This window comes from Streptomyces sp. NPDC051173 (genome assembly GCF_040689515.1).
Taxonomy (GTDB): domain Bacteria; phylum Actinomycetota; class Actinomycetes; order Streptomycetales; family Streptomycetaceae; genus Streptomyces.
On the sequence record NZ_JBFBBD010000090.1, the window covers coordinates 1 to 19,608 of the forward strand.

Annotated in this window: 17 protein-coding genes and 1 pseudogene; 7 read left to right on the forward strand and 11 right to left on the reverse strand. The window is 71.6% G+C overall.

What is annotated here, in order from left to right; translation table 11 throughout:
* Positions 1 to 121: 121 nt before the first annotated feature.
* From pepN to AB0435_RS30205, 5 genes and pseudogenes are all read right to left on the reverse strand, one after another.
* Entirely contained in the window at positions 122 to 2,650 is a 2,529-nt protein-coding gene (gene pepN / locus AB0435_RS30185) for an aminopeptidase N (protein ID WP_366007164.1), read from the reverse strand.
* 596 nt (positions 2,651 to 3,246) lie between these two features.
* Positions 3,247 to 3,549, reverse strand: coding sequence for a chorismate mutase (locus AB0435_RS30190; protein WP_366007163.1), 303 nt, complete (start codon positions 3,547 to 3,549; stop codon positions 3,247 to 3,249).
* Between the two features lie 11 nt (positions 3,550 to 3,560).
* Positions 3,561 to 4,451 (reverse strand): AraC family transcriptional regulator, encoded by an 891-nt coding sequence (locus AB0435_RS30195; protein WP_366428412.1) that lies wholly within the window; start codon positions 4,449 to 4,451, stop codon positions 3,561 to 3,563.
* A gap of 159 nt (positions 4,452 to 4,610) precedes the next feature.
* Positions 4,611 to 4,838 (reverse strand): annotated as a pseudogene (locus AB0435_RS30200) (hypothetical protein); the annotation flags it as partial.
* A gap of 727 nt (positions 4,839 to 5,565) precedes the next feature.
* Entirely contained in the window at positions 5,566 to 6,294 is a 729-nt protein-coding gene (locus AB0435_RS30205; RefSeq protein ID WP_366428413.1) for a GntR family transcriptional regulator, read from the reverse strand.
* Positions 6,295 to 6,352: 58 nt separating this feature from the next.
* Between AB0435_RS30205 and AB0435_RS30210 the strand changes: the two genes are divergently transcribed.
* Together AB0435_RS30210 and AB0435_RS30215 are read left to right on the forward strand one after the other, a co-directional pair.
* Entirely contained in the window at positions 6,353 to 7,165 is an 813-nt protein-coding gene (locus tag AB0435_RS30210) for a methyltransferase domain-containing protein (RefSeq protein WP_366007157.1), read from the forward strand.
* Positions 7,166 to 7,227: 62 nt separating this feature from the next.
* Positions 7,228 to 7,617 (forward strand): VOC family protein, encoded by a 390-nt coding sequence (locus AB0435_RS30215; RefSeq protein WP_366428414.1) that lies wholly within the window; start codon positions 7,228 to 7,230, stop codon positions 7,615 to 7,617.
* A gap of 1 nt (position 7,618) precedes the next feature.
* On the opposite strand, the gene AB0435_RS30220 is transcribed toward AB0435_RS30215, so the two are convergent.
* The 4 genes from AB0435_RS30220 to AB0435_RS30235 form a co-directional block, all read right to left on the reverse strand.
* Complete coding sequence (locus tag AB0435_RS30220; RefSeq protein WP_366007167.1) at positions 7,619 to 8,764, reverse strand: histidine kinase; 1,146 nt, start codon at positions 8,762 to 8,764, stop codon at positions 7,619 to 7,621.
* A gap of 5 nt (positions 8,765 to 8,769) precedes the next feature.
* A complete protein-coding gene (locus AB0435_RS30225) occupies positions 8,770 to 9,447 on the reverse strand; it encodes a response regulator transcription factor (RefSeq protein ID WP_366007155.1) in 678 nt (225 codons plus the stop codon).
* A gap of 134 nt (positions 9,448 to 9,581) precedes the next feature.
* A complete protein-coding gene (locus tag AB0435_RS30230) occupies positions 9,582 to 10,298 on the reverse strand; it encodes a hypothetical protein (protein ID WP_366007154.1) in 717 nt (238 codons plus the stop codon).
* A gap of 542 nt (positions 10,299 to 10,840) precedes the next feature.
* Entirely contained in the window at positions 10,841 to 11,644 is an 804-nt protein-coding gene (locus tag AB0435_RS30235) for a serine protease (RefSeq protein ID WP_366007153.1), read from the reverse strand.
* A 217-nt stretch (positions 11,645 to 11,861) separates the two neighbouring features.
* Here AB0435_RS30235 and AB0435_RS30240 point away from each other — a divergent pair, with 217 nt between their 5' ends.
* Positions 11,862 to 12,758 carry a hypothetical protein gene (locus AB0435_RS30240; RefSeq protein ID WP_366428415.1) on the forward strand — a complete coding sequence of 299 codons (897 nt, stop codon included), beginning with the start codon at positions 11,862 to 11,864 and terminating at the stop codon, positions 12,756 to 12,758.
* A 130-nt stretch (positions 12,759 to 12,888) separates the two neighbouring features.
* Here the strand turns inward: AB0435_RS30240 and AB0435_RS30245 are convergent, their stop codons facing one another.
* Together AB0435_RS30245 and AB0435_RS30250 are read right to left on the reverse strand one after the other, a co-directional pair.
* Positions 12,889 to 13,944: a hypothetical protein gene (locus tag AB0435_RS30245; protein ID WP_366007166.1), complete on the reverse strand. Its 1,056-nt coding sequence runs from the start codon at positions 13,942 to 13,944 to the stop codon at positions 12,889 to 12,891.
* A gap of 5 nt (positions 13,945 to 13,949) precedes the next feature.
* Positions 13,950 to 15,797: a polysaccharide deacetylase family protein gene (locus AB0435_RS30250; RefSeq protein ID WP_366428416.1), complete on the reverse strand. Its 1,848-nt coding sequence runs from the start codon at positions 15,795 to 15,797 to the stop codon at positions 13,950 to 13,952.
* Between the two features lie 373 nt (positions 15,798 to 16,170).
* On the opposite strand from AB0435_RS30250, the gene AB0435_RS30255 reads away from it, so the two are divergent.
* From AB0435_RS30255 to AB0435_RS30270, 4 genes are read left to right on the forward strand one after another with little or no spacing between them, the layout of a single operon-like run.
* The gene (locus tag AB0435_RS30255; protein WP_366007150.1) at positions 16,171 to 16,371 is read left to right on the forward strand and encodes a hypothetical protein; all 201 of its coding nucleotides are present in this window, start codon (positions 16,171 to 16,173) and stop codon (positions 16,369 to 16,371) included.
* A complete protein-coding gene (locus AB0435_RS30260) occupies positions 16,368 to 17,633 on the forward strand; it encodes a glycosyltransferase (protein ID WP_366007149.1) in 1,266 nt (421 codons plus the stop codon). The genes AB0435_RS30255 and AB0435_RS30260 overlap by 4 nt, the downstream gene beginning before the upstream one ends.
* Positions 17,634 to 17,683: 50 nt before the next feature.
* Positions 17,684 to 18,877, forward strand: coding sequence for a UDP-N-acetylglucosamine 2-epimerase (non-hydrolyzing) (gene wecB, locus AB0435_RS30265; protein ID WP_366428417.1), 1,194 nt, complete (start codon positions 17,684 to 17,686; stop codon positions 18,875 to 18,877).
* Positions 18,874 to 19,551 carry a calcium-binding protein gene (locus tag AB0435_RS30270; RefSeq protein ID WP_366007147.1) on the forward strand — a complete coding sequence of 226 codons (678 nt, stop codon included), beginning with the start codon at positions 18,874 to 18,876 and terminating at the stop codon, positions 19,549 to 19,551. Before wecB ends, AB0435_RS30270 begins: the two co-directional genes overlap by 4 nt.
* Positions 19,552 to 19,608 lie beyond the last annotated feature (57 nt).

The window sequence follows — 19,608 nt, forward strand, 5'->3', positions numbered from 1 at the left end:
CCCTGGGACGCCCGCCGATACGGGGTGTGATCGTGTTGACCGTCAAACTTTTTGGTGAGACTCTGGAAGCCCCGCGCACCTTAGCCCTGATGAGGGTCACGGGCGCCTCGGCGTTTTCGTGTTACGGGCGGGCGGCGCGGATGGTCAGGGCGCGGCGGAGGTCGGCGGTCTGGTCGGTGAGCTTGCGGCGCAGTGCGGGGGTGGGGGCGGTGGTGGCCAGGCATTCCTCGCCGAGGCGGAGGGTCTCGGTGTCGACGAAGGGGTGCGGGAAGCCGTGGCGGCCGGCGGCGTCGGCGAGTGCGGCGCCGCGGCGGGTGGCGAGTGCGGTGGCGGCGGGGAACCAGCGGTCGCGGTAGGGGCGCAGGAGGTCGAGCTGTTCGGGCTGCCAGAAGCCCTGGGCGGTGGCGGTGAAGAGGTAGTTGGAGAGGTCGTCGCGGGTGTACATGGCGTCCCAGGCGGCTTGTTTGGCCGTGGGGTCGGGGAGTGCCGCGTGGCAGCGTGCGGCGCCTTCCTGGCCGGTGGCGCTGGGGTCGCGGGCGAGTTCGGCGTCGATGGCGGCGGGGGTGGTGGCGCCGAGGGCGGCGAGGCGGGCGAGGGTGCGCCAGCGGAGTTCGGGGTCGAGGGCCAGGCCGCCGGGTGCGGTGCCGGTGGTGAGCCAGTGGTGGAGGGTGTCGGGGGTGGTGGTGCTGTCGATGAGGGTGCGTACGGCGGTGAGGCGCAGGCCCTGGGTGTCGTGGCCGGGGGTGCGGTCGAGGAGGTCGTGGCAGAGGTCGGTGAGGGTGGCGAGGGCGGTGGGGCGGGCGGTGGGGTGGGTGTAGCGGTCGGTGATCTGTTGGCGGGCGAAGGCGAGGACGCTGCGGGTGATGGCGGTGTCGGTCTCGTGGGGCAGGTGGGCGCGGGCGGCTTCGAGGTAGGCGGCGGGGGTGAGTTCGGCGTCGCGGACCATGTCGCGGGCGGCGCTCCAGACGACGGCGCGGGCGAGGGGGTCGGGGAGGCCGGAGAGGGAGCGTACGGCGGTGTCCCAGGAGGTGGCGTCGAGGCGGATCTTGGCGTAGGTGAGGTCGCCGTCGTTGGGCAGGAGGAGGGCGGGGCGGGGGCCGGGGAGGTCGAGGGTGTGGTCGCCGTGGGCGGGGAGGTCGAGGGTGGGGCGGTCGCGGAGGAGGAGGGTGTGGGGGTCGTCGGGGGCGTGGTCGTAGAGGCCGAGGGCGAGGTGGTGGGGGCGGGTGCCGTCGTGGTGGAGGGTGACCTGCCAGCCGGTGGTGCCGGTCGGGGTGGTGCCGGTGGGGGTGACGGTGGGGGTGACGGTGTCGACGCCGGTGGTGCGGAGCCAGGTGTCGGCCCAGGTGTGGACGTCGCGGTCGGTGTGGCGGGCCAAGGAGTCGATGAGGTCGGCGAGGGTGGCGTTGCCGAAGCGGTGGCGGGTGAAGTGGTCGTTGAGGCCGGCGAGGAAGGTCTTCTCGCCGAGCCAGGCGACGAGCTGGCGGAGGACGGAGGCGCCCTTGGCGTAGGAGATGCCGTCGAAGTTGAGGAGGGCGGAGGCGGTGTCGTGGACGGCGTCGGCGTCGGGGGCGACGGGGTGGGTGGAGGAGCGCTGGTCGGCGTCGTAGCCCCAGCTCTTGCGGCCGCAGGCGAATTCGGTCCAGGCGCCGTCGAAGCGGGTGGCCCGGGCGAGGACTTCGTAGCCCAGGTATTCGGCGAAGGACTCGTTGAGCCAGATGTCGTCCCACCACTGGAGGGTGACGAGGTCGCCGAACCACATGTGGGCCATCTCGTGGGCGATGGTCACTCCGCGGGACTGGCGTTCGGTGTCGGTGACGGCGGAGCGGAAGACGTATTCGTCGCGGAAGGTGACGAGGCCGGGGTTCTCCATGGCGCCGGCGTTGAATTCGGGGACGAACGCCTGGTCGTAGGAGTCGAAGGGGTAGGGCTCGTCGAAGATCTCGTGGAAGCGGTCGTAGCAGCGGCGGGTGATGTCGAGGATTTCCTCGGCGTCGGCGTCGAGGTGGGCGGCCAGGGAGCGGCGGCAGTGCAGGGCGAAGGGCAGTCCGGCGTGTTCGGTGCGCACGGAGTGCCAGGGGCCTGCGGCGAAGGCGACGAAGTAGGTGCTCAGGGGCTGCGTGGTGGCGAGTGTCCAGCGGCCTTCGGCGGGGTCGCCGGTGCGGGTGGCGACGGCGTTGCCGAGGACGGTCCAGGCGGGTGGTGCGGTGACGGTGGCGTCGAAGACGGCCTTGAGGTCGGGCTGGTCGAAGGCGGCGAAGACGCGCTGGACGTCGTCGAGGAAGGTCTGGGTGTAGAGGTAGGTCTCGCCGTCGGCGGGGTCGGTGAAGCGGTGCATGCCCTCGCCGGTGCGGGAGTAGCGCATGTCGGCTTCGACGCGCAGCTCGTGGGGGCCGGGGGCGAGGCCGGTGAGCAGGAGCCGGTTGTCGTCGAGCGCGGCGGGGCCGAGGGGGTGTCCGTCGAGGGTGGCGTGGTGCAGGGTGGCGGGCCTGACCTCGACGAAGGTGTCTCCTGCCGTGCGGGCGGAGAAGTGGATGACGGTGGTGGAGCGGAAGAGGTCGTCGCCGCGGGTGAGGTCGAGGTCGATCTCGTAGCGGTGGACGTCGAGGAGGCGGGCTCGGTTCTGCGCTTCTTCACGTGTCAGTGCGGGCATGGGGCCATGATCTCGTTCTTGGCCTGTTCCGGGACTTCGCCCCGGGCCCCGTGACGCGGCTACGCCGCGTTGTCCTCAAGCGCCGGACGGGCTGGTTCGGGTGGCTGTGGGGTGTTCTTCCGGGGCTTCGCCCCCGGGCCCCCACGGGCTTCGCCCCGGCCCCCGCAACAGGGCTACGCCGCGTTGTCCTCAAGCGCCGGACGGGCTGGTTTTCGCGGACCGTGGCCTTGATTCTGCGGCAGGGTGCGCGATTTCAGCCCGTGCCCGGCGATTGAGGACGCTCCCGCCGTGGGCGGCAACCGGCCCGCAGCCGAAAGTCAGGCGCGCCCCGCCAGGGGCGCGGGGAACTGCGCGACCAGCCCCCACCGGGCCGGCAGACGAACACGAGCGGCAGCCCCGGGCGCAGCCCGGGGTCCGCCTTGCGCGCGAGCGACCGGCCCAGTTCCCGCAGGGACGAGCCCCGTCAGAGGCGCGTGGAGCTATGCGCCCCGTGCAAGGCTCGCGGGGCCCGGGGCGGCGAACCCTGGGGGTCCGGGGGCAGCGGCCCGGGGGCCCGGGGCAGCGAGCCGGCCGACGAGCCCCCCAGCGCGGCCCGATCAGGAGCGGGCGATCGTCTCGTGGTGGCGGATGACCTCCGCGATGATGAAGTTCAGGAACTTCTCCGCGAACGCGGGATCCAGCTTCGCGTTCTCCGCGAGTTCTCGCAGGCGTGCGATCTGGCGGGCCTCGCGGGCGGGGTCGGCGGGGGGCAGTTTGTGGGCGGCCTTGAGGTGGCCGACCTGCTGGGTGCATTTGAAGCGCTCGGCGAGCATGTGGATCACCGCGGCGTCGATGTTGTCGATGCTGTCGCGCAGTCGGCTCAGCTCGGTGCTGGCGGACTCGGGGGCACTGTCGGTCATGGTCACCGAGCCTATGTGGAAGTGCGGGGTCCGATGACCGGTGGGTGTTCCGGATCGGGGATGCGGTCGCTCCAGCCGCCGGGCACGGTGCGGCCCTGGCGGCGGCGGAAGCGTACGGGTGCGGTGCCGACGCGGCGGGCGAAGAGGCGGCTGAAGTAGGCGGGGTCGTCGTAGCCGACACGGCGGGCGACGGCCGCTATGGGCAGCTCGGTGGCGGCGAGGAGTTCCTTCGCGCGGCCGAGGCGGATGTGCAGAAGGTAGTCCTTCGGGCTGCATCCGGCGCCGCGGCGGACGGCGGTGCGCAGTTCGGTGGGGGTCATGCCGTGGCGTGCGGCGTGCTGGGCGACGGAGAGCGGGAGGAAGGCGTCGCGGGCGAGGGCCGCGAGGACGGGGTCGGTGCCGGGCGGGGTGTCGGCGCGGGCGCGGCGGAGGGCGATGAGGAGTTCGTGGACGGCGGCGGAGGTCTCGACTTCGAGGTGGGGGTTGCCGCGGCGGGCGGCGCGGGCGATGCGGTTGACGGCGGCGCGGGCGCCGGCGGTTTCGGTGAGGGGGACGAGGGGGCGGTGGGGTTCGATGTAGCCGAGTTCGGTGTAGGCGGCGACGGCGGGGCCGGTGAAGTCGACGAAGCTCTCGTCCCAGCCGGTGCCGGGGTCGGCGCCGTAGTGGTGGGGTGTGCCGGGGGTGAGCCAGATGAGGGCGGGGGCGGTGACGGTGCGGGTGCGGCCGTCGGGGGTGCGGAGCCAGCCGGTGCCGGCGGTGATGACGACGGCGACGTGGTGGTCGAGGGTGCGGGGGCCGACGGTGGGGAGTTCGCCGTGCTGGAGGCCGACGCCGAGGCAGGCGAGTCCGAGCCGGTGGTGGACCGGGCCGGGGGTGAAGTACCTCATCCATGTGTGATACATGCGGCTGGGCCTCCGGGTCGGGGTTCTCCGGGGCCGATCTTCGTGGATGCGGGGCCTTCCTGCCAGGGGGTGGGGTGGGCTTGTGGTGTGGCCGCCCCGGTTCCCGCCGGTCACCGGCCGGTGGCGGTGATGACCGGCGGGGCGGGCCCGTGGGGGGGATCAGGTGCCGAGGTCGTGGACGGTGAAGGCGTCCAGGACGAACTCCGCCGTGCCGTCGTCGCCGGTCTTGCGCAGGCCGGTCCATGCCTCGCCGTGGTCCGGTGCGGTGAACTCATAGGCGTGGGTGGTGGGGTGGGTGGCGGCGGGCAGCGGGGTGCGGTGGATCTCGCGGGGTGCGGGTTCGCCGGCGGCGGTGATCCAGGCGTACTGTCCGGCCGTCTCGTTCTCGCAGTCACCTCCGACGGCCGCCGCGCCCCGCACCTTCGCCGGGCTCACTTCCCCCATCTGCCCACGGAGTTGGCCGCCCGCACTTTCGCACTGAGGCAGTTCGGCATCGGTGGCGGTCCGAGTGGCATCGGAGTGCGCCTTCCACTCCCCGCCGCCGTCGACCGGCCGCAGCCGAAGCCAGAGCCCGTCGCGGCCCATGACGTGCCCGACCTTCCCTCGCGTGGCATCCACGACGAACGCGCCGATCTCGGGCACCACTTGATCCACGTCCGGCGCGCAGCAGGTGCACGAGCGGAGGGGTGAGCTGCGCTTGATGTCGATGCCATGGGCAGTGGCCCATACATAGACGCCGCAAGCGGCGCCTTGAGGTTCGCGCGGGCGGTAAGAGCTGTCCGGATGCGTCAGCGGTTCGACGGGCGCAGAGGGCGGCGGCTCCGCAGGGATGGTGTCGCGAGTGCGAGAGGCCGGATGGGGAGTCCGGGACGCGAAAATCACCCGCGTCCTTGCGAACCACCGCGAGATGCAGTCACGCATGTCGACGCTCCTCATAAGCGTGGGCCATACCCCGGGCCGTGGCGGCGACGCCGGGGGCTGTCGATTCCGGCGATGTCCTGCCGCCCGGATCGGGGCAGTGCAGCTCAACAGGCCGTTACCAACGACAAGATGGGTGTGGCTTACGCCACACCCATCACACTGGACCGGTAGACCGGTCCAGTCAAGTCCATCGTCAACTCGCTGATCCCATCGAGTAGTTCTCGGTGCGCTCCCACAAGCCGGACGGAGTCACTCCTTCCTCACAAACCAGAGGGCTCCCTTCACTGTCGCGGGCCACATGCAGGTCCACCGCCACCGCGAGCGGAAGTGAACGCCCGAGCGCCTCGGCCTCCGCGGCGCCGGCCAATCGCACCGTGGTCGTATCCGTGCCCCAAGCGGGGGAACGCCCGGTCTGGCGAGTGATGTAGTGGGTTGTCCCTTCAGCGATCGGCTTCACCTGAGCGAGCTTCGGGCACTGGTCGGCGACAGCCGGTGGAAACCACGCGCTGACCAGCGACAGGGGTGCTCCTTCGGGAAGGAGCACCAGCCGGTCCCGCCGCAATGCCGTTTCTCCAGGCCGAAGACCCAGTGCATCGGCGACATGGGCGGGCGGCACTTCCCTGACCGGCTGGCCCATCCTGCGGAACGGTCGCCCGTTGGAAACCCGCGTGGCGCCGATCCCGCGTCCCCCGGCAGGGCGCGCCAGCGGCGTCTCGGTGACGCGGAAGCCCAGGCCCTGGTGAGCGACGATCGCCCCGTCGGCCCGCAATACGTCGAACGCCTTGTTGACCGTCGCCCGGGACACGCTCCACTGCTCACACAGGTCACGACCGGACGGCAGCAGATCGCCCGGGCCGAATTCCCCTTCGGTGATCCGGCGTCGCAAGGAGTCGGCGATCTGTTCGTACTTCAGCATCGGCATGGCTGAACACTCCCGCATCTCTGGACAGGTGGACCGGTCACGGTAGAGCATCGCCGTCATGACGACGCCTCAGGTGGATCCGGAGATCATCGACTTCTATACCGATACCTTCGACGAAGCCACCCGGCTGACGTCAACGGCGGACGGCACGTTGGAAATGCTCCGCACCCAGGAACTCCTCCGCCGTCATCTCCCTGCCGCTCCGGCCACCGTCCTCGACGTGGGCGGCGGGCCCGGTGCCCACGCCCGATGGCTCACGGACGACGGCTATCAGGTCCACCTCGTCGATCCGGTGGCACGGCACGTCGAGCAGGCCAAGCACACCGGTTGCACGGCCCAGGTCGGAGACGCGCGCAGTCTCGCCGCCAAGGACGGTTCGTACGACGTGACGCTTCTGCTGGGCCCGCTGTACCACCTCCTTGACCGGGCAGACCGCGATCAGGCGCTGACCGAAGCGCGCCGGGTCACCGCGCCCGGCGGCCTCGTCGTGGCTGCCGCGATCAACCGGTACGCATCCCTCTTCGAGCACACCGCCACCACCTGGCTGGCTCGCGAAAGCGTGCGGGACGCCGTGACCGACATTCTCGCGACGGGCGTGCACGAGCCGGGCCGCAAGGGATTCACGGCCGCGTACTTCCACACCGGACCCCAGCTCGTCGAGGAGATGAGCGCTGCCGGGTTCCACGACGTCACGGTGTACGCGATCGAAGGCCCCACGTGGTCACTGCTCAAGGCCGCCGAGCAGCACACGGGGCAATCTCTCATCGGCTCGCCCCTGTTCGACGCGGCCCTCGCCGCCGCGCGTGCGGCGGAACCGTATCCGGACCTCCTGGCGGCGAGCTCCCACTTGCTCGCTGTCGCCCACCGCTGACGCCCGCGAACAAAGGGCGGGCGGATGTTGGACCAACGGCGGTGGCCGGGCAGGATTCGTTCATGATCGCGAAACTTCTGAGCACGGTGATCGACTGTCCGGACCCGGTGGTCCTGGGCACGTTCTACGCGGGGATCCTCGGCGGGCGGCTGGACGCGGAGGATCCAGAGTGGGCGGAGCTGTACGCGCCGGACGGGCGGCGGTTCTCCTTCCAGCGGGTGGCGGACCACCGGCCGCCGCGGTGGCCGGATCCGGAGCATCCGCAGCAGTTTCACCTGGACTTCGTGGTGGACACGGTCGAGGACGTGGAGGTGGCCCAGCGTGCGGTGGAGGCGTTGGGTGCGGTGTTCCTGCACGACAGTGGTGGCCGGACGCGCGGGTTCCGGGTGTTCAGGGATCCCGCGGGGCATCCGTTCTGCCTGTGTTACGGCCAGCCCGTCGTGACGTTCTGACTCAGCGCGGGGGGCGGGGTGCGGGGAAGAGCGCGGTGACCTCCCAGCCGCCCTCGGGCGCGGGGCCCGCGCGCAGGAGGCCGCCCATGGCCTTGGCCCGCTCGCTGAGGCCGACGAGGCCGAACCCGCCTCCCCTGGCCTGTTCGTTGAGGGCGGCCGCGTTCTTGCCGTCGTCGGCGATGCGCAGTTCGACGCCGGCGGCGACGCCGCGTACCCCGATCCGTACGGCGGTGGCGTCGGCGGCGTGTTTGCGGATGTTGGTGAGGGCCTCGCGGACGACGCGGTGGACGCCGGCGGCGACGTCGCCGGGGATCCAGTCCTCCAGGCCCTTCTCGACGTAGAGGACGACGGGCGGGCCGGTGCGGGCGAAGGCCTCGGTGAGGGCGCGCACCTCGGGCAGGCCCGCGACGGGCTCGGTCTGGGCGTCGCCTTCGCGCAGGACGCCGACGAGGCGCCGCATGGCGTGGAGCGACTCGCTCGCCGAGGTCTCGATCCGTTCGAACGCGGCCGCGGCGGCGGGCCCGTCGAGGTGGGTGAAGCGGGCGGCCTGGGCCTGGACGACGATGCCGGTGACGTGGTGGGCGACGAGGTCGTGTAGCTCGCGGGCGAGTTCGAGGCGCTCGGCGGTGCGTACGGCCGCCATGTCCCGTACGCGCTGGCCCGACTGGTTGCGCAGCAGCAGGGAGTAGGCGGCGACGACCACGGTGAGAGTGCCGAAGACGGCGGTGAAGCGGCCGGGGGCGAGATCGCGTATGGGGGCGGCGACGCAGGCGATGCCGAGCAGCGGGCCGAGGGTGGCGGCGACCCGGGCGGGGGCCTGCTGGACGACACCGGTCAGCAGGACGAGCAGGGCGATGGCCTCGCCCATGCCCCAGACGACGGAGGGGTGGTCGGTGGCCATGAGGACGGCGGAGGTGGTCAGGGAGACGGCGACCGCGACGGCGGCGCGTACGGGCAGCCGGATCCAGCTGTAGGGGACGGCGCACAGGCAGACGGCGACGCCCGAGGCGAGGACCATGGCGTGCGGCTGGCTGGGCTGACGGGCGAGGGCGAAGCCCTCGAAGCCGACCAGGCACAGCAGGACGGCGCCGAGGGCGGCCTTGGCCACGGCGGCCCTGCGGGGGTGCCGGGTGGCCCACCCGGCCAGTCTGTTCACGATCCGCCCGTGGCCAGCCCGCTCTCCCAGGCCCAGGCGGCGATCTCGACGCGGTTGCGGGCGTCGAGCTTGAGCTGCACGTTCGCCAGGTGGGTCTTGACCGTGGACAGGGAGACGAAGAGTTCGGAGGCGATCTCCGCGTTGGTCGCGCCGCGGGCCAGGCAGCGGACGACGTCGGCCTCGCGGTCGGTGAGCGGCTCGGAGGGGGTGCGGGCGGCGCCCGCCGTGCCCGCCGGGGCCATGTCGCGCAGCAGGCGGACGGTGATGGCGGGTGAGATGAGGGAGTCGCCGACAGCGGCGGCGTGCACGGCCTCGACGAGCATGGCGGGGCTCGCGTCCTTCAGGAGGAAGCCGGAGGCGCCGTTGCGGAGCGCGGTGTGCACGTATTCGTCGAGGTCGAAGGTGGTGACGATGACGATGCGGGGGCGCTGGCCGCGCTCGGGGTGGGCGGCGGAGAGCGCGGACAGGCGGCGGGTGACCTCCAGGCCGTCGAGCTTGGGCATGCGGATGTCGAGGAGGAGGACGTCGGGGCGGTGTTCCTCGACGGCCGCCAGGGCGGCCTCGCCGTCCACGACGTCGGCGACGACGTCGATGTCCGGCTGACTCTCCAGGATCATCCGGAAGCCGGTGCGGACCATCTCCTGGTCGTCCGCGATGACCACGGTGATAGCCATGCTGTGTCCCTCGCCGTCCCTCGCCCTGTTCCGTGCCGACCGCGTCACGGCCATGTGCCTGCCGTGCCGGTGGTGTCGTACTGTCCGAGTCTTTCCATGTCAGCGGGGGCGGCGGGGTGCCGCAACCGCTGTGCTCACGCGTCCGTCCCCGTGCGGCCCGAGCGGCGCAGGGCGATCCGCACGCCGTACGCGCCGCCGCCGGCGGCGAGCAGGGCCGCCCCGGCGATGGCGGGGGTGCCGATGTCGTGCCGGCCCTTGATGGCCTCGCCGGCCTCGACGACGCGCTTGACGGGGTTGCTGGACGCGGCGCGGACCTTGCCGCGGTGATCGGCGGCGGCCGTCGGCGTGGCGGTGCGGGTGTGCGGGTCGCCGTGCTGGGAGCGGCCGTCGTGGCCGGTCCGGGTGGCGTGGCCGGGCGCGGCCTTGGTCCCGCGCTGGTGGTCCTTCGGCTGCTCCTTCACCTCATCCTTCACCAGGGAGCCGGAGGTGAAGTCGTAGTAGCTGGGCTCCTCGGTGCCGTCCACGGCGGCGCGCAGGGTGGGGCGGGCGGTGTCGCCGCCGATGATCCGCAGGTGCAGCCGGTCGATGTCGGCGGCCGGGCGCGTGGTGTCGATGGTGCGCTGCTGCTTGCCGTGGGTGGTGACTGTGGCCTTGGTGCCGCCTTCGCCGGAGGTGAGGCGGGCGCGGCTGCCGTCCGGGAGCTGGATCTGGCGGACGGTGGTGGGGCGGCCGGGGTGTCCGTCCTTGCCGTCCGCGGCACCCGCTGCGAAGGCGCCGGCCGTCGGCCAGACCACCGCGGCGACGGCGGCGGTGAGGACGGTGGCGGCGGCGATGCGGTGCTTGGCGGACACGGAGGTCCCTTTCGTACGGACGGGTCGGCGCGCGGCCTGTGGTGGGCCACTGCTCTCACGTTACGGACCTTTATGGGCTCCACACGTCGACTGTCCGACCATTCCTGCATCGGCCGAAAGGATGACGGTGGCCCGTTCACGTCATACCGGGGTCGCGTGAACGGGCCGCGGAAAGCCGTACCGGGCAGCGTGCCGGACTGCGCCGTCCGGGGGCGCGCAACCCACCGGACGGCGCAGCGGAGAGATCCATTCGGCGGATCGGCGGAGCCGGGGGGCGGAATTGTGGTCGGGTGCGGGTCGTGTCGGCCGCACCACCGCTGCGCGGCGGTGTCCTCAAACGCCGGACGGGCTTGATATGGCTGATGTGAGTGCCATGCCGGCCCGTTCCGGGCGACAACTCAACCCGTCCGGCGTTTGAGGACGCCCGCCGCAGGCGCGGCCCCGGCGGGACCCCGGCCCCCGCCCCCAAGCCCGTCCGGCACTTGAGGACAGAAACCAGGCACCCGTTTCCAGGGGGCACCCACACCCCGGATCCGGCGGCGTCAGCCGCCCAGGCTTGCCGCCGCGCTCTTGATGTTCGCGGCGAAGGTGCTCACCTCGCTGTAGACGCCGGGGTAGCCGGGGCGGGCGCAGCCCTGGCCCCAGCTGACGATGCCGACCTGGATCCAGGCGCCGGCGTCGTCCTGGCGGAACATCGGGCCGCCGGAGTCGCCCTGGCAGGTGTCCACGCCGCCCTGCTGGAGGTAGCCGGCGCAGATCTCGTCGCCGGGGGTGAAGGCGCCGCCGTACGCCTTCTGGCAGGTGGCGTCGTCGACGAAGGGGACGGTGGCCTTGAGGAGGTAGCGCTCCTGGGGGCCGCCCTCGGTGGCCGCGCCCCAGCCGACGATGGTGAAGGTGCCGTTGTTGTACGCGGTGGTGTCGGCGATCTTCAGGGGCGGCTGGTCGATGGGCTCGGCGAGCTTGATGAGCGCCCAGTCCTTGCCGGTGCCGTTGTAGCCGGGGGCTTGCAGCACCTGGGTGGAGTGGACGGTGACGGCCTGGGAGGACTGGAGGTCGACGGCCCCGGCGGTCGCGGTGATCGAGGTGTTGGGGCCGCTGCCGTCGACGCAGTGGGCGGCGGTGAGCACGATCTGCGGGGTGTAGAGGGCGCCGCCGCAGCCCATGGACAGGCGGACCGTCCAGGGGAATTCGCCTTGCTGGGCCGGGGTGCCGCCGACGACGTGGGGGCCGGGTCGGGCGGTCGGGTCCTGGGCGTGGGCGGCGGTGAAGGGCTGGAGGGTGAACGCGGCGGCGGTGACCGCGACGACGGCCGCGGTTCTCTTCAGTGCTCTGAGGAAGGTGCGCAACGGACTTCCCTTCGTGGAGGGTTGCACCGACGAACAGCACGTTCATGGCAGGCTCATGTCAATCCGATATTCGAACATGAGTCCTTGCGGTGCGGTGCGATTATGAGGAGCGGGCGAACAGCCGACAAGCCTTCCGTTTCGGCCAGGCGTACGGCCGGCCCCCGCACCGGGCAACGCCGCCCCGGCCCGGCCTGCCCCCACGTACAGTGGAAAGCGCATGACGGACCTAGGGGGTGGTCGCGTGGGCTCGGGTCTCGAGATCGCGCACGGGTTTCCGCACCTGGACACCGTGCACGCCGCGATCACCGCGCTGTACAAACGGCTCTCCTACGACACCGTGCACTCCTTCGCGGCGAGCGTGCTCCCCGTGGACGTCGCCTTCTCCGACGACGAGAACCCCTACCTGGGCGTCCAGCGGGTCGCCGGGGCGATGGTCCGGCACCTCCGGCTGCCCGACGCGCGGATGATCGTGAGCTTCCGCGAGATGCGGCATGCCGGGAGCGTCGAACTCGCCGCCGGGCCGGAGTACTTCATCGAGCTCAACTCCCGCTTCAAGACGCACCGCAAGGACATCGGCGCGGCCCTCGCGCACGAGGTCATGCACGTCTATCTGCACCGGCTCGACCTCGGCTTCCCCGGCACCCGGGACAACGAGATCCTCACGGACACCGCGGCGGCGTACCTCGGTTCGGGCTGGCTGCTGCTCGACGCGTACCGCGAGTCGTCCGTCTCCACGCAGAAGCTCGGCTATCTCACGCCCGAGGAGTTCGGCTACGTCCTGGCCAAGCGGGCGCTGGCCTTCGGGGAGGACCCCGCGCCGTGGTTCACCAGCCCGCAGGCGTACGACGCGTACGTGAAGGGCGTGGCGCGGGCCCGGCGCGACGGACAGCGCCCCCCGCTGGCCGCGGCGGGCCGGCTCGGCCGCCACCGCTACGCACGCGACCGGCGCTCCGCGCACAGCTCCCCCGCCGGGGGCTACGCGTTCGAGGGCCACGACCCCCTGCGGGTCAGCTTCCCCTGCCCCACCTGCCACCAGCGGCTGCGCGTGCCGGTGCAGGGCCGGCTGCGGGCCCGGTGCGGGCTGTGCGGCTCGGTGCTGGACTGCGATACGTGACGCCTGCGGCGTGCGGCGGATCTCCGGGCGCCCGGAATGCGGGCCTGCTTCGCCCTCGAATTCGTCCTCGAACGCCGGACGGGCTCGATTCCGCGCAGGTGGACGTCCCGCACCCGCACACGGCCCACGCTCAGTGCTGCCCCCACCACTGCCGCAGCACCCGCTCCGCCGGCTTGCCGTGCGGGGTGTACGCGAGCTTTTTCGCCGTCTCCCCGCTGCCCGGCCAGTCGTCCCACATCCACCAGCACACGCCCGCCCACCACGGCTTGCCCTCGAACGCGGCGAGCAACGCCTCGTAGGCCGCGGCCTGTTCGTCGTCGCCGGAGCGCTTGGAGACGGTCCAGGAGTACGGCTCCGTGGTCGTGCCGCGCTGGCTGACGTAGCCGGCCTCGGTGAAGAGGATCTGCCGGTGCCACCGGGCGGAGAACGCCGCCAGCTCGTCACCGATCGGCTGCCACGCCTTCCGCAGCCCGGCCGCGTCCGTGGTGGCCTTCTGCGCCAGCGGCCAGTACGCGTCGACGCCGATCACGTCGAGGTCGCCCCAGAAGGCCACCTTCCGATACTCGTCGTAGTTGGCGGCGTAGGTCAGCGGCCCCCCGTAGACCTTGCGGACCGCCGCGACGACGCGGCTCCAGCGCGCGCCGTCCCCCGAGGTCCCGGCCAACTCCGTGCCGACGGCCAGCTGTTCGGACTTCGTGTCCGCCGCGAGCTTCGCGTAGTGGGTGATGAAACTGCCGTACGCGCCGAACCAGGCGTCCGGGTCCTTCGGCCGGATCTCGGCGCGGTCGGTGTCGTTCGGGAGGTCGACGTGCGGCTTGACCATGACCTTGAGGCCGCTCGCGTGGGCGAGGCCGATGATGTGGCGGAGGCTGCTGTCGCTCGCGGTCTCCTCGGTGGTGTGCATGCCGGGGTCGGTGACACCGTCCTGGTACCAGGTGGGGGTGAAGGTCACCCAGCGGGCCCCGGTGGAGGCGATCTGCCGGAGGAACTGCCCCGCCTCGGGCCGGGCGTAGTCGTCGGTGTTCCACGAGGGGAGCGTGATGCCCCGCATTCCGCTCACCTTCCTGTCGTCGGGCCGGGTGCCGGTCGGGCCGCCGGTCGGGCCGCCGTCCGGGGAACCGGTGGAGGAGCAGCCCGCGAGGAAGAGGGCGGCCGTGACCGCCAGTGCGGCGGCCGCCCTCTTCATCGCGTTCACTGGCCGAGTTCCGTGGGACCGACGAAGGTGTAACCGAGGGCGCGGATGCCGTCGACCGTCTGCTTCAGCGGGTCCAGCGCGTAGTAGGGGTGGTAGAAGAAGCTCGCCACACCGTCGCGCACGGCGAGGTTGGCCTTGGCGGAGGCGATGAGGTCGGCGGGGAGCCTGGCCGGGTGGTTGTTGTACGGCAGGGGCTCGTAGTTGCCGATGTTCTCGGGGAGCACGGTCGTACCGTAGACGTCCTTCACCCAGTAGGGGAAGAACTGGCCGATGTAGCGGCTGGAATCCACCGCGCCGCCGCTCAGTGTTCCCGCGAAGTACAGCGAACGCTCCAGCCGGGCCGAGTAGTTCTGCCCGAACACCCGGTAGTCCGCGGCCGAGGCGGCGTAGTGCGGGGTGGTCCACAGCGTCGGCCTGGGCAGCCCGGCGGCGGCGAAGCCGGCGAGGGCCGCGGTGACACGGCTCTGCGCCCAGGCGGTGGAGTCCTCGGGCGGCGGCCCGTCGTAGACGACGTTGTTGGACGTGTCGACGTGCGCCTTGAAGAACTCGAAGTCGTCGCCGGTGACGCCGGTGTAGGGGTTGTTGACGTTGCTGTACTGGTGGGTGTCGCCGTGGTCCATCAGCACGGCGCCGTGCTGGAGCATGTACTTGAGCGCCGAGACGACCTGGGGGCTCTGCGCGAGGGTGACCGTCTCCGGTTTCCCGTTGTTGTAGACGCCCTTGGGGTCGGTGTAGGTCGGGATGACGTTGATCCCGTACGTGATGTTCTGCGAGGAGAGGTAGTCGGCCATGGACCGCAGCTGCGTCGGGTCCGACTTGGGGCTGATGTCCTCCAGGCGCACGAACGCCCGGTGCCGCTCGGCGGTCGCCGGGGCGAGCGAGTCGAAGAGCAGGTCCTCCATGGCGACGACGCGGTCGCTCTCGGAGACGTAGGCGAAGGGGATCTCGCCGACGTAGGTGAGGTTGCCGGAGCGGATCGCCCAGGGGCTGGTGGTGCCGGAGTTGGCGTCCGTGGCCTGGGCCAGCTGGTTGACCTGCGGATAGCCGGGGCCGCTGAGGAGGGCGGGGTGGAGGACGCCGCCGTCCTGTCCGGCCGGGATGGAGCGGGTGAGCGTCTGCCCCTTGTACGAGACCTGGTTGATGTCCCCGACGGTGCCGTTGGGCGCGAAGTAGGAGTTGGTCGGGTCCCAGCCGTAGTGCTGCTCGAACTGCGTGACGCCGACCGAGTTCGCCATGTTCCAGATGTTGTCGCCGATCCATGTGACGGGGTGACCGGTGGTCAGCGCGTCCTGGTAGAAGGCGGCGGGCACGGCGTCGGGGACGGAGCCCCCGTAGTAGGTCGAGCCGATGTAGAAGGTGGCGGTGTACTGCTCGACGAGGCCCGCGGTGTAGGAGGAGACGGGCTTGGCGTTCACGGTCCCGAAGTGGCCGGCGAGGTTGGACAGGGCCATGGCGTAGAGCTCGCCGAGCTGGCCGTACGGGCCGGTGTTGTCGTAGAGGACGAGCGCGGAGGCGGTGGAGGCGGCGGTGGCCTGCTTGAAGACTGCGGGCCGCGCCTGGGTGGCCGTCGCCTGGGTGGCCCGCGTGGAAGCGGTCTTCACCGGGGCGGAGGGCGCAGGCTTCCCGGCCGCCGGGACGGCCGGGCGGACGACGAGGGTGCGGGCCTTGCGCTGCTTCTCCAGTGCCAGCCGGGACCGGGTCCAGGCGGCCAGGTCCTCGGCGCTCTGCGACGAGAGCGAGATCGGGTGGTTGCCTTCCCTGCCGGGCGGCTTGGGTATCGGGGCCTTCGTGGCTTCGGCCGAATCGGAAAGTCCGAGGCCGCCCAGCAGGGCGGTGACCACCATGACGGCCGAGGAGGCCAGGAAAACCCCGGGCCGCCTTCTCCATTTTTGCATTGTGTTTCCCCCTGGGTGTTTCTTTCTTTGCCGTCGCCCCATGCAAACCATCAGGCCCGGCAGTTGGCCAATCCTTCTGGCCCGTAAGAGACGGTGTCAATAGACAGGTTCGATCTCCGGGCGGCAATTGTGTTCACAGGAATTAGTCCGGACTATTCGTCCCACCCGTCACACACCGCCCTGACCAGGCCTACCAAACGGCCGTTCCATCGAATTTGAGATTCCGATCAAACAACTCCCACCAAGTTTGACAGCCGCACCGGTTACATCTGATACCTTCCGTCCGCACGCCTCATAAGCGAGGCGAATTCGGGGGGAACTCATGTACGGAAAACCTGTGCTGGGCACCGTCCTGCCCATGGCCGGGCTCGCCGCGGCGCCGAAAGTGCTGCCGGGTCTGCCTTTCGCCCAGGGATTGCAGGAAGCCGCGGGGGCGGGCTTCCTTCTCTACTGCACGGCCGCGATGGTCATGCTCTCGGTCAAGTTCTGGTTCCTGCTGCGGAACTCCGGTGAACGGCCTTGATCAGCGAAATACTGCTCTGGGCCGCCATGGCCATCATCGTGATGGCCGGCTGCTACAACACCACTCTCTTCGTCCTGTCCAGAAGGCGGATGCGCCGGGGCCGCGGCCCGCGCCGGCCGCGCCTCTACGTCTTCCTGCTCGCCTGCCTCAACGAGGAGCGCGTCCTCGGGGAGAGCCTGGCCCGGATCACCGCCCTGCCCGCGGGCAACTTCATGGCCCTGGTCATCGACGACGCGTCCGACGACGGCACCGCCGCCATCGCCCGCGCCGCCGCCGAGCGCGCCGCGCCCGGCAAGGTCCACCTCCTCCAGCGGCACCTGCCGAACGCCCGCAAGGGCAAGGGCGCGGCCCTCAACGCCGGGATCCGCCACCTGCGCACCTCCGGGCTGCTCGACGGCTACGACCCGAGCGAGGTGATCGTCTGTGTCGTGGACGCCGACGGCCGGCTCGACCAGCACGTGGTGCAGGCCGTCGACCCGTATTTCGACGACCCGCGCACCGGCGGCACCCAGATCGGTGTGCGGATGTACAACCGCGACAAGGGCCTGCTGGCCCGGCTCCAGGACATGGAGTTCGTCATCTACGGCGACATCTTCCAGAGCGCCCGGCGCTACATCGGCAGCGTCGGCATGGGCGGCAACGGGCAGTTCATGCGGCTCGCCGCCCTGGACTCGCTCATCGGGCCCGACGGCGCCGGCCCCTGGAGCGACTCGCTCACCGAGGACCTCGACCTGGGCGTGCGGCTGATCGCCCGCGGCTGGATCAACCAGCACTGCACCCACGCCGCGGTCTCCCAGCAGGCCGTCCTCGACGTGCGCCGCCTGGTGCGCCAGCGCTCACGCTGGTTCCAGGGCCACCTCCAGTCGGCCGGCCTGGTGCCGCTGATCCTGCGCGAGGTCCCCGCCCGGCCCGCCGTCGACCTGCTCTACCACCTGTCCAGCCCGGTGCTCATCCTGCTCACCTCGCTGCTGCCGCTGTCCTTCCTGGTCGCACTCGGCGGCACGGTCGTCGGCTCGGTCGAGGCCGGCCACTCGCTGATCTCCCCCTGGTGGGTGCTCGGCCCGTACGTCCTGTCCTTCACCGCGGCGTTCGTCTACGCCTTCGTCTACTCCCGGCGGGAGAAAGGGCTCGGGCTGCTGCGCGCGATCCTGCTCTCCCACCTCTTCGTCCTCTACGGCTACATCTGGTTCGCCGCCGGATGGTGGGGCCTGTGGCGGATGCTCACCGGCAAACAGACCTGGCTGAAGACCGCGCGCACCTGACGCACGGCGCCCCCCTCCGCCCATCGGCACGCCCTTGTCAAGGGAGAACCATGTCCACTGACATCATCACCGCACCCGTACGCGCCATGCTCGTCCTCGGCACCCGGCCGGAGGCCATCAAACTGGCGCCCGTGGCCCGCGCCATGGCCGCCTCGCCGCTCTTCGACCCGCTCGTCGTCACCACCGGCCAGCACCGCGAGATGCTCCACCAGATGCTGGACCTCCTCCAGGTGCCCGTGCACACCGAGCTCGACGTGATGCGCGAGCGGCAGCAGCTGTCCGCCCTCACGGCACGGCTGGTGGACGGGCTGGGCGAGGTCGTCCGCGGGGAACGGCCCGACCTCGTCGTCGTCCAGGGCGACACCACCACCGCGCTGACCGGCGCGCTGACCGCGTTCTACGAACACCTGCCCATCGCCCACGTCGAGGCGGGCCTGCGCACCGGCGTCATCGACAACCCCTTCCCCGAGGAGCTGAACCGGCGCCTCATAGGCCGCATGGCCCGGTGGCACTTCGCCCCCACCCCCCGGGCCGCCGCCCACCTGACGGCCGAAGGCGTCCCCGGCGCCGAGGTGTTCACCACCGGCAACACCGTCATCGACAACCTCCTGTGGGTCCTCGACCAGGGCGCCGGGCGCAGCCTCTTCGAGAGCGACCGGCGGCGCGTCCTGCTCACGCTGCACCGCCGGGAGAACCAGGGCGCCGCCATGCGGGCGATGGGCGACGCCATGTGCCGGCTGGCCGACCGCGGCGACGTGGAGATGGTGGTGCCGCTGCACAAGAGCCCCGCCGTGCGGGAGGCGCTGCTGCCCGCGCTGTCGGGCCACCCCGCCATCCGGGTCGTCGAGCCGCTCGGCTACGTGGACTTCTCCGCGACGCTCGCCGCCTGCGACCTCGTGCTGACCGACTCCGGCGGCATCCAGGAGGAGGCGCCCACCCTCGGCAAGCCGGCGCTGGTGCTGCGGACGACCACCGAGCGGCCCGAGGCGGTGGAGGCGGGCGCGGCCCGGCTGGTGGGCACGGAGCCCGAGGCCATCCTGGACGCGGCCATGGCGTTGCTGGACGACCCGGTGGCGTACGAGCGGATGGCGACGGCGGGCAACCCCTTCGGTGACGGGCATGCCACCGACCGCATCGTCGCGCAGCTCGCGGAGGACTTCGGCGCGGATGCCGGACCCGATCGGGGCGTCGTCCCGTTGGTCGCCTCCCGTCCCGAGGGTCCGGGGTCATACTCGACGGCATGACGAGAGTTCACCGGCTGCTCGGCCTCGCTCTGCTCGCCGCCGTCGTGGTGGCGGGCGCCGCCCTGGCGGTGAGCGGCATCTGGGGGGCCGGTGACGGCAAGCCCGAGCGGCCGTGGGCCGAGGGTTCGGTCCACGGCCCGTGGCGTTCGGTGTTCGACGGCCACGGGGAGAACATCGGCCGCCACGACGGCCTGGAGCTCTCCCCCGAGGCGGCCGGGAAGCCGCAGGAGACGCACGCCGGGCTGGTCGTCTCCACCGCGGTCTACGAATCGGTGGACTTCAAGGCCCGGATGCGGACGGTGGCCCAGCTGCGCACCCCGAAGCCGAATCCGTGGGAAGTGCCCTGGCTGGTCTGGGCGTACACCGACCCCGAGCACTTCTACTACATCACCCTGAAGCCGAACGGCTGGGAGCTGGGCAAGCGGGATCCCGCCTACGGCGGGGGCCAGCGCTTCCTGGCGACCGGTGGCGGGGAGTTCCCGGTCGGCGCATGGTCGGACGTCCATGTGGCGCAGCGGGGGGCGCGGATGGAGGTGAGCGTCGACGGGAAGGGCCTGGTCTCCTACGAGGACCAGGAGCGCCCGTATCTGAAGGGCAGCGTCGGGGTGTACACGGAGGACGCGCGTGTGGAGTTCAGCGGTCTTTCGGCGCAGCCGCTGGACGCCTCCTCCTGACGTGGGCGGGCCCGGGGCATGGCGCGGCACCCGCTCACCGGTCGGGGTGGGGGCGGG

Bases quoted from the DNA above. Each gene is read 5' to 3' on its own strand.
- AB0435_RS30210 (WP_366007157.1), top strand. From the start codon at position 6,353: ATGACGACGCCTCAGGTGGATCCGGAGATCATCGACTTCTATACCGAT.
- wecB (WP_366428417.1), top strand. From the start codon at position 17,684: ATGTCCACTGACATCATCACCGCACCCGTACGCGCCATGCTCGTCCTC.
- pepN (WP_366007164.1), bottom strand. From the start codon at position 2,650: ATGCCCGCACTGACACGTGAAGAAGCGCAGAACCGAGCCCGCCTCCTC.
- AB0435_RS30225 (WP_366007155.1), bottom strand. From the start codon at position 9,447: ATGGCTATCACCGTGGTCATCGCGGACGACCAGGAGATGGTCCGCACC.
- AB0435_RS30270 (WP_366007147.1), top strand. From the start codon at position 18,874: ATGACGAGAGTTCACCGGCTGCTCGGCCTCGCTCTGCTCGCCGCCGTC.
- AB0435_RS30215 (WP_366428414.1), top strand. From the start codon at position 7,228: ATGATCGCGAAACTTCTGAGCACGGTGATCGACTGTCCGGACCCGGTG.
- AB0435_RS30255 (WP_366007150.1), top strand. From the start codon at position 16,171: ATGTACGGAAAACCTGTGCTGGGCACCGTCCTGCCCATGGCCGGGCTC.
- AB0435_RS30245 (WP_366007166.1), bottom strand. From the start codon at position 13,944: ATGAAGAGGGCGGCCGCCGCACTGGCGGTCACGGCCGCCCTCTTCCTC.
- AB0435_RS30250 (WP_366428416.1), bottom strand. From the start codon at position 15,797: ATGGTGGTCACCGCCCTGCTGGGCGGCCTCGGACTTTCCGATTCGGCC.
- AB0435_RS30205 (WP_366428413.1), bottom strand. From the start codon at position 6,294: ATGCCGATGCTGAAGTACGAACAGATCGCCGACTCCTTGCGACGCCGG.
- AB0435_RS30190 (WP_366007163.1), bottom strand. From the start codon at position 3,549: ATGACCGACAGTGCCCCCGAGTCCGCCAGCACCGAGCTGAGCCGACTG.
- AB0435_RS30195 (WP_366428412.1), bottom strand. From the start codon at position 4,451: ATGTATCACACATGGATGAGGTACTTCACCCCCGGCCCGGTCCACCAC.
- AB0435_RS30240 (WP_366428415.1), top strand. From the start codon at position 11,862: ATGACGGACCTAGGGGGTGGTCGCGTGGGCTCGGGTCTCGAGATCGCG.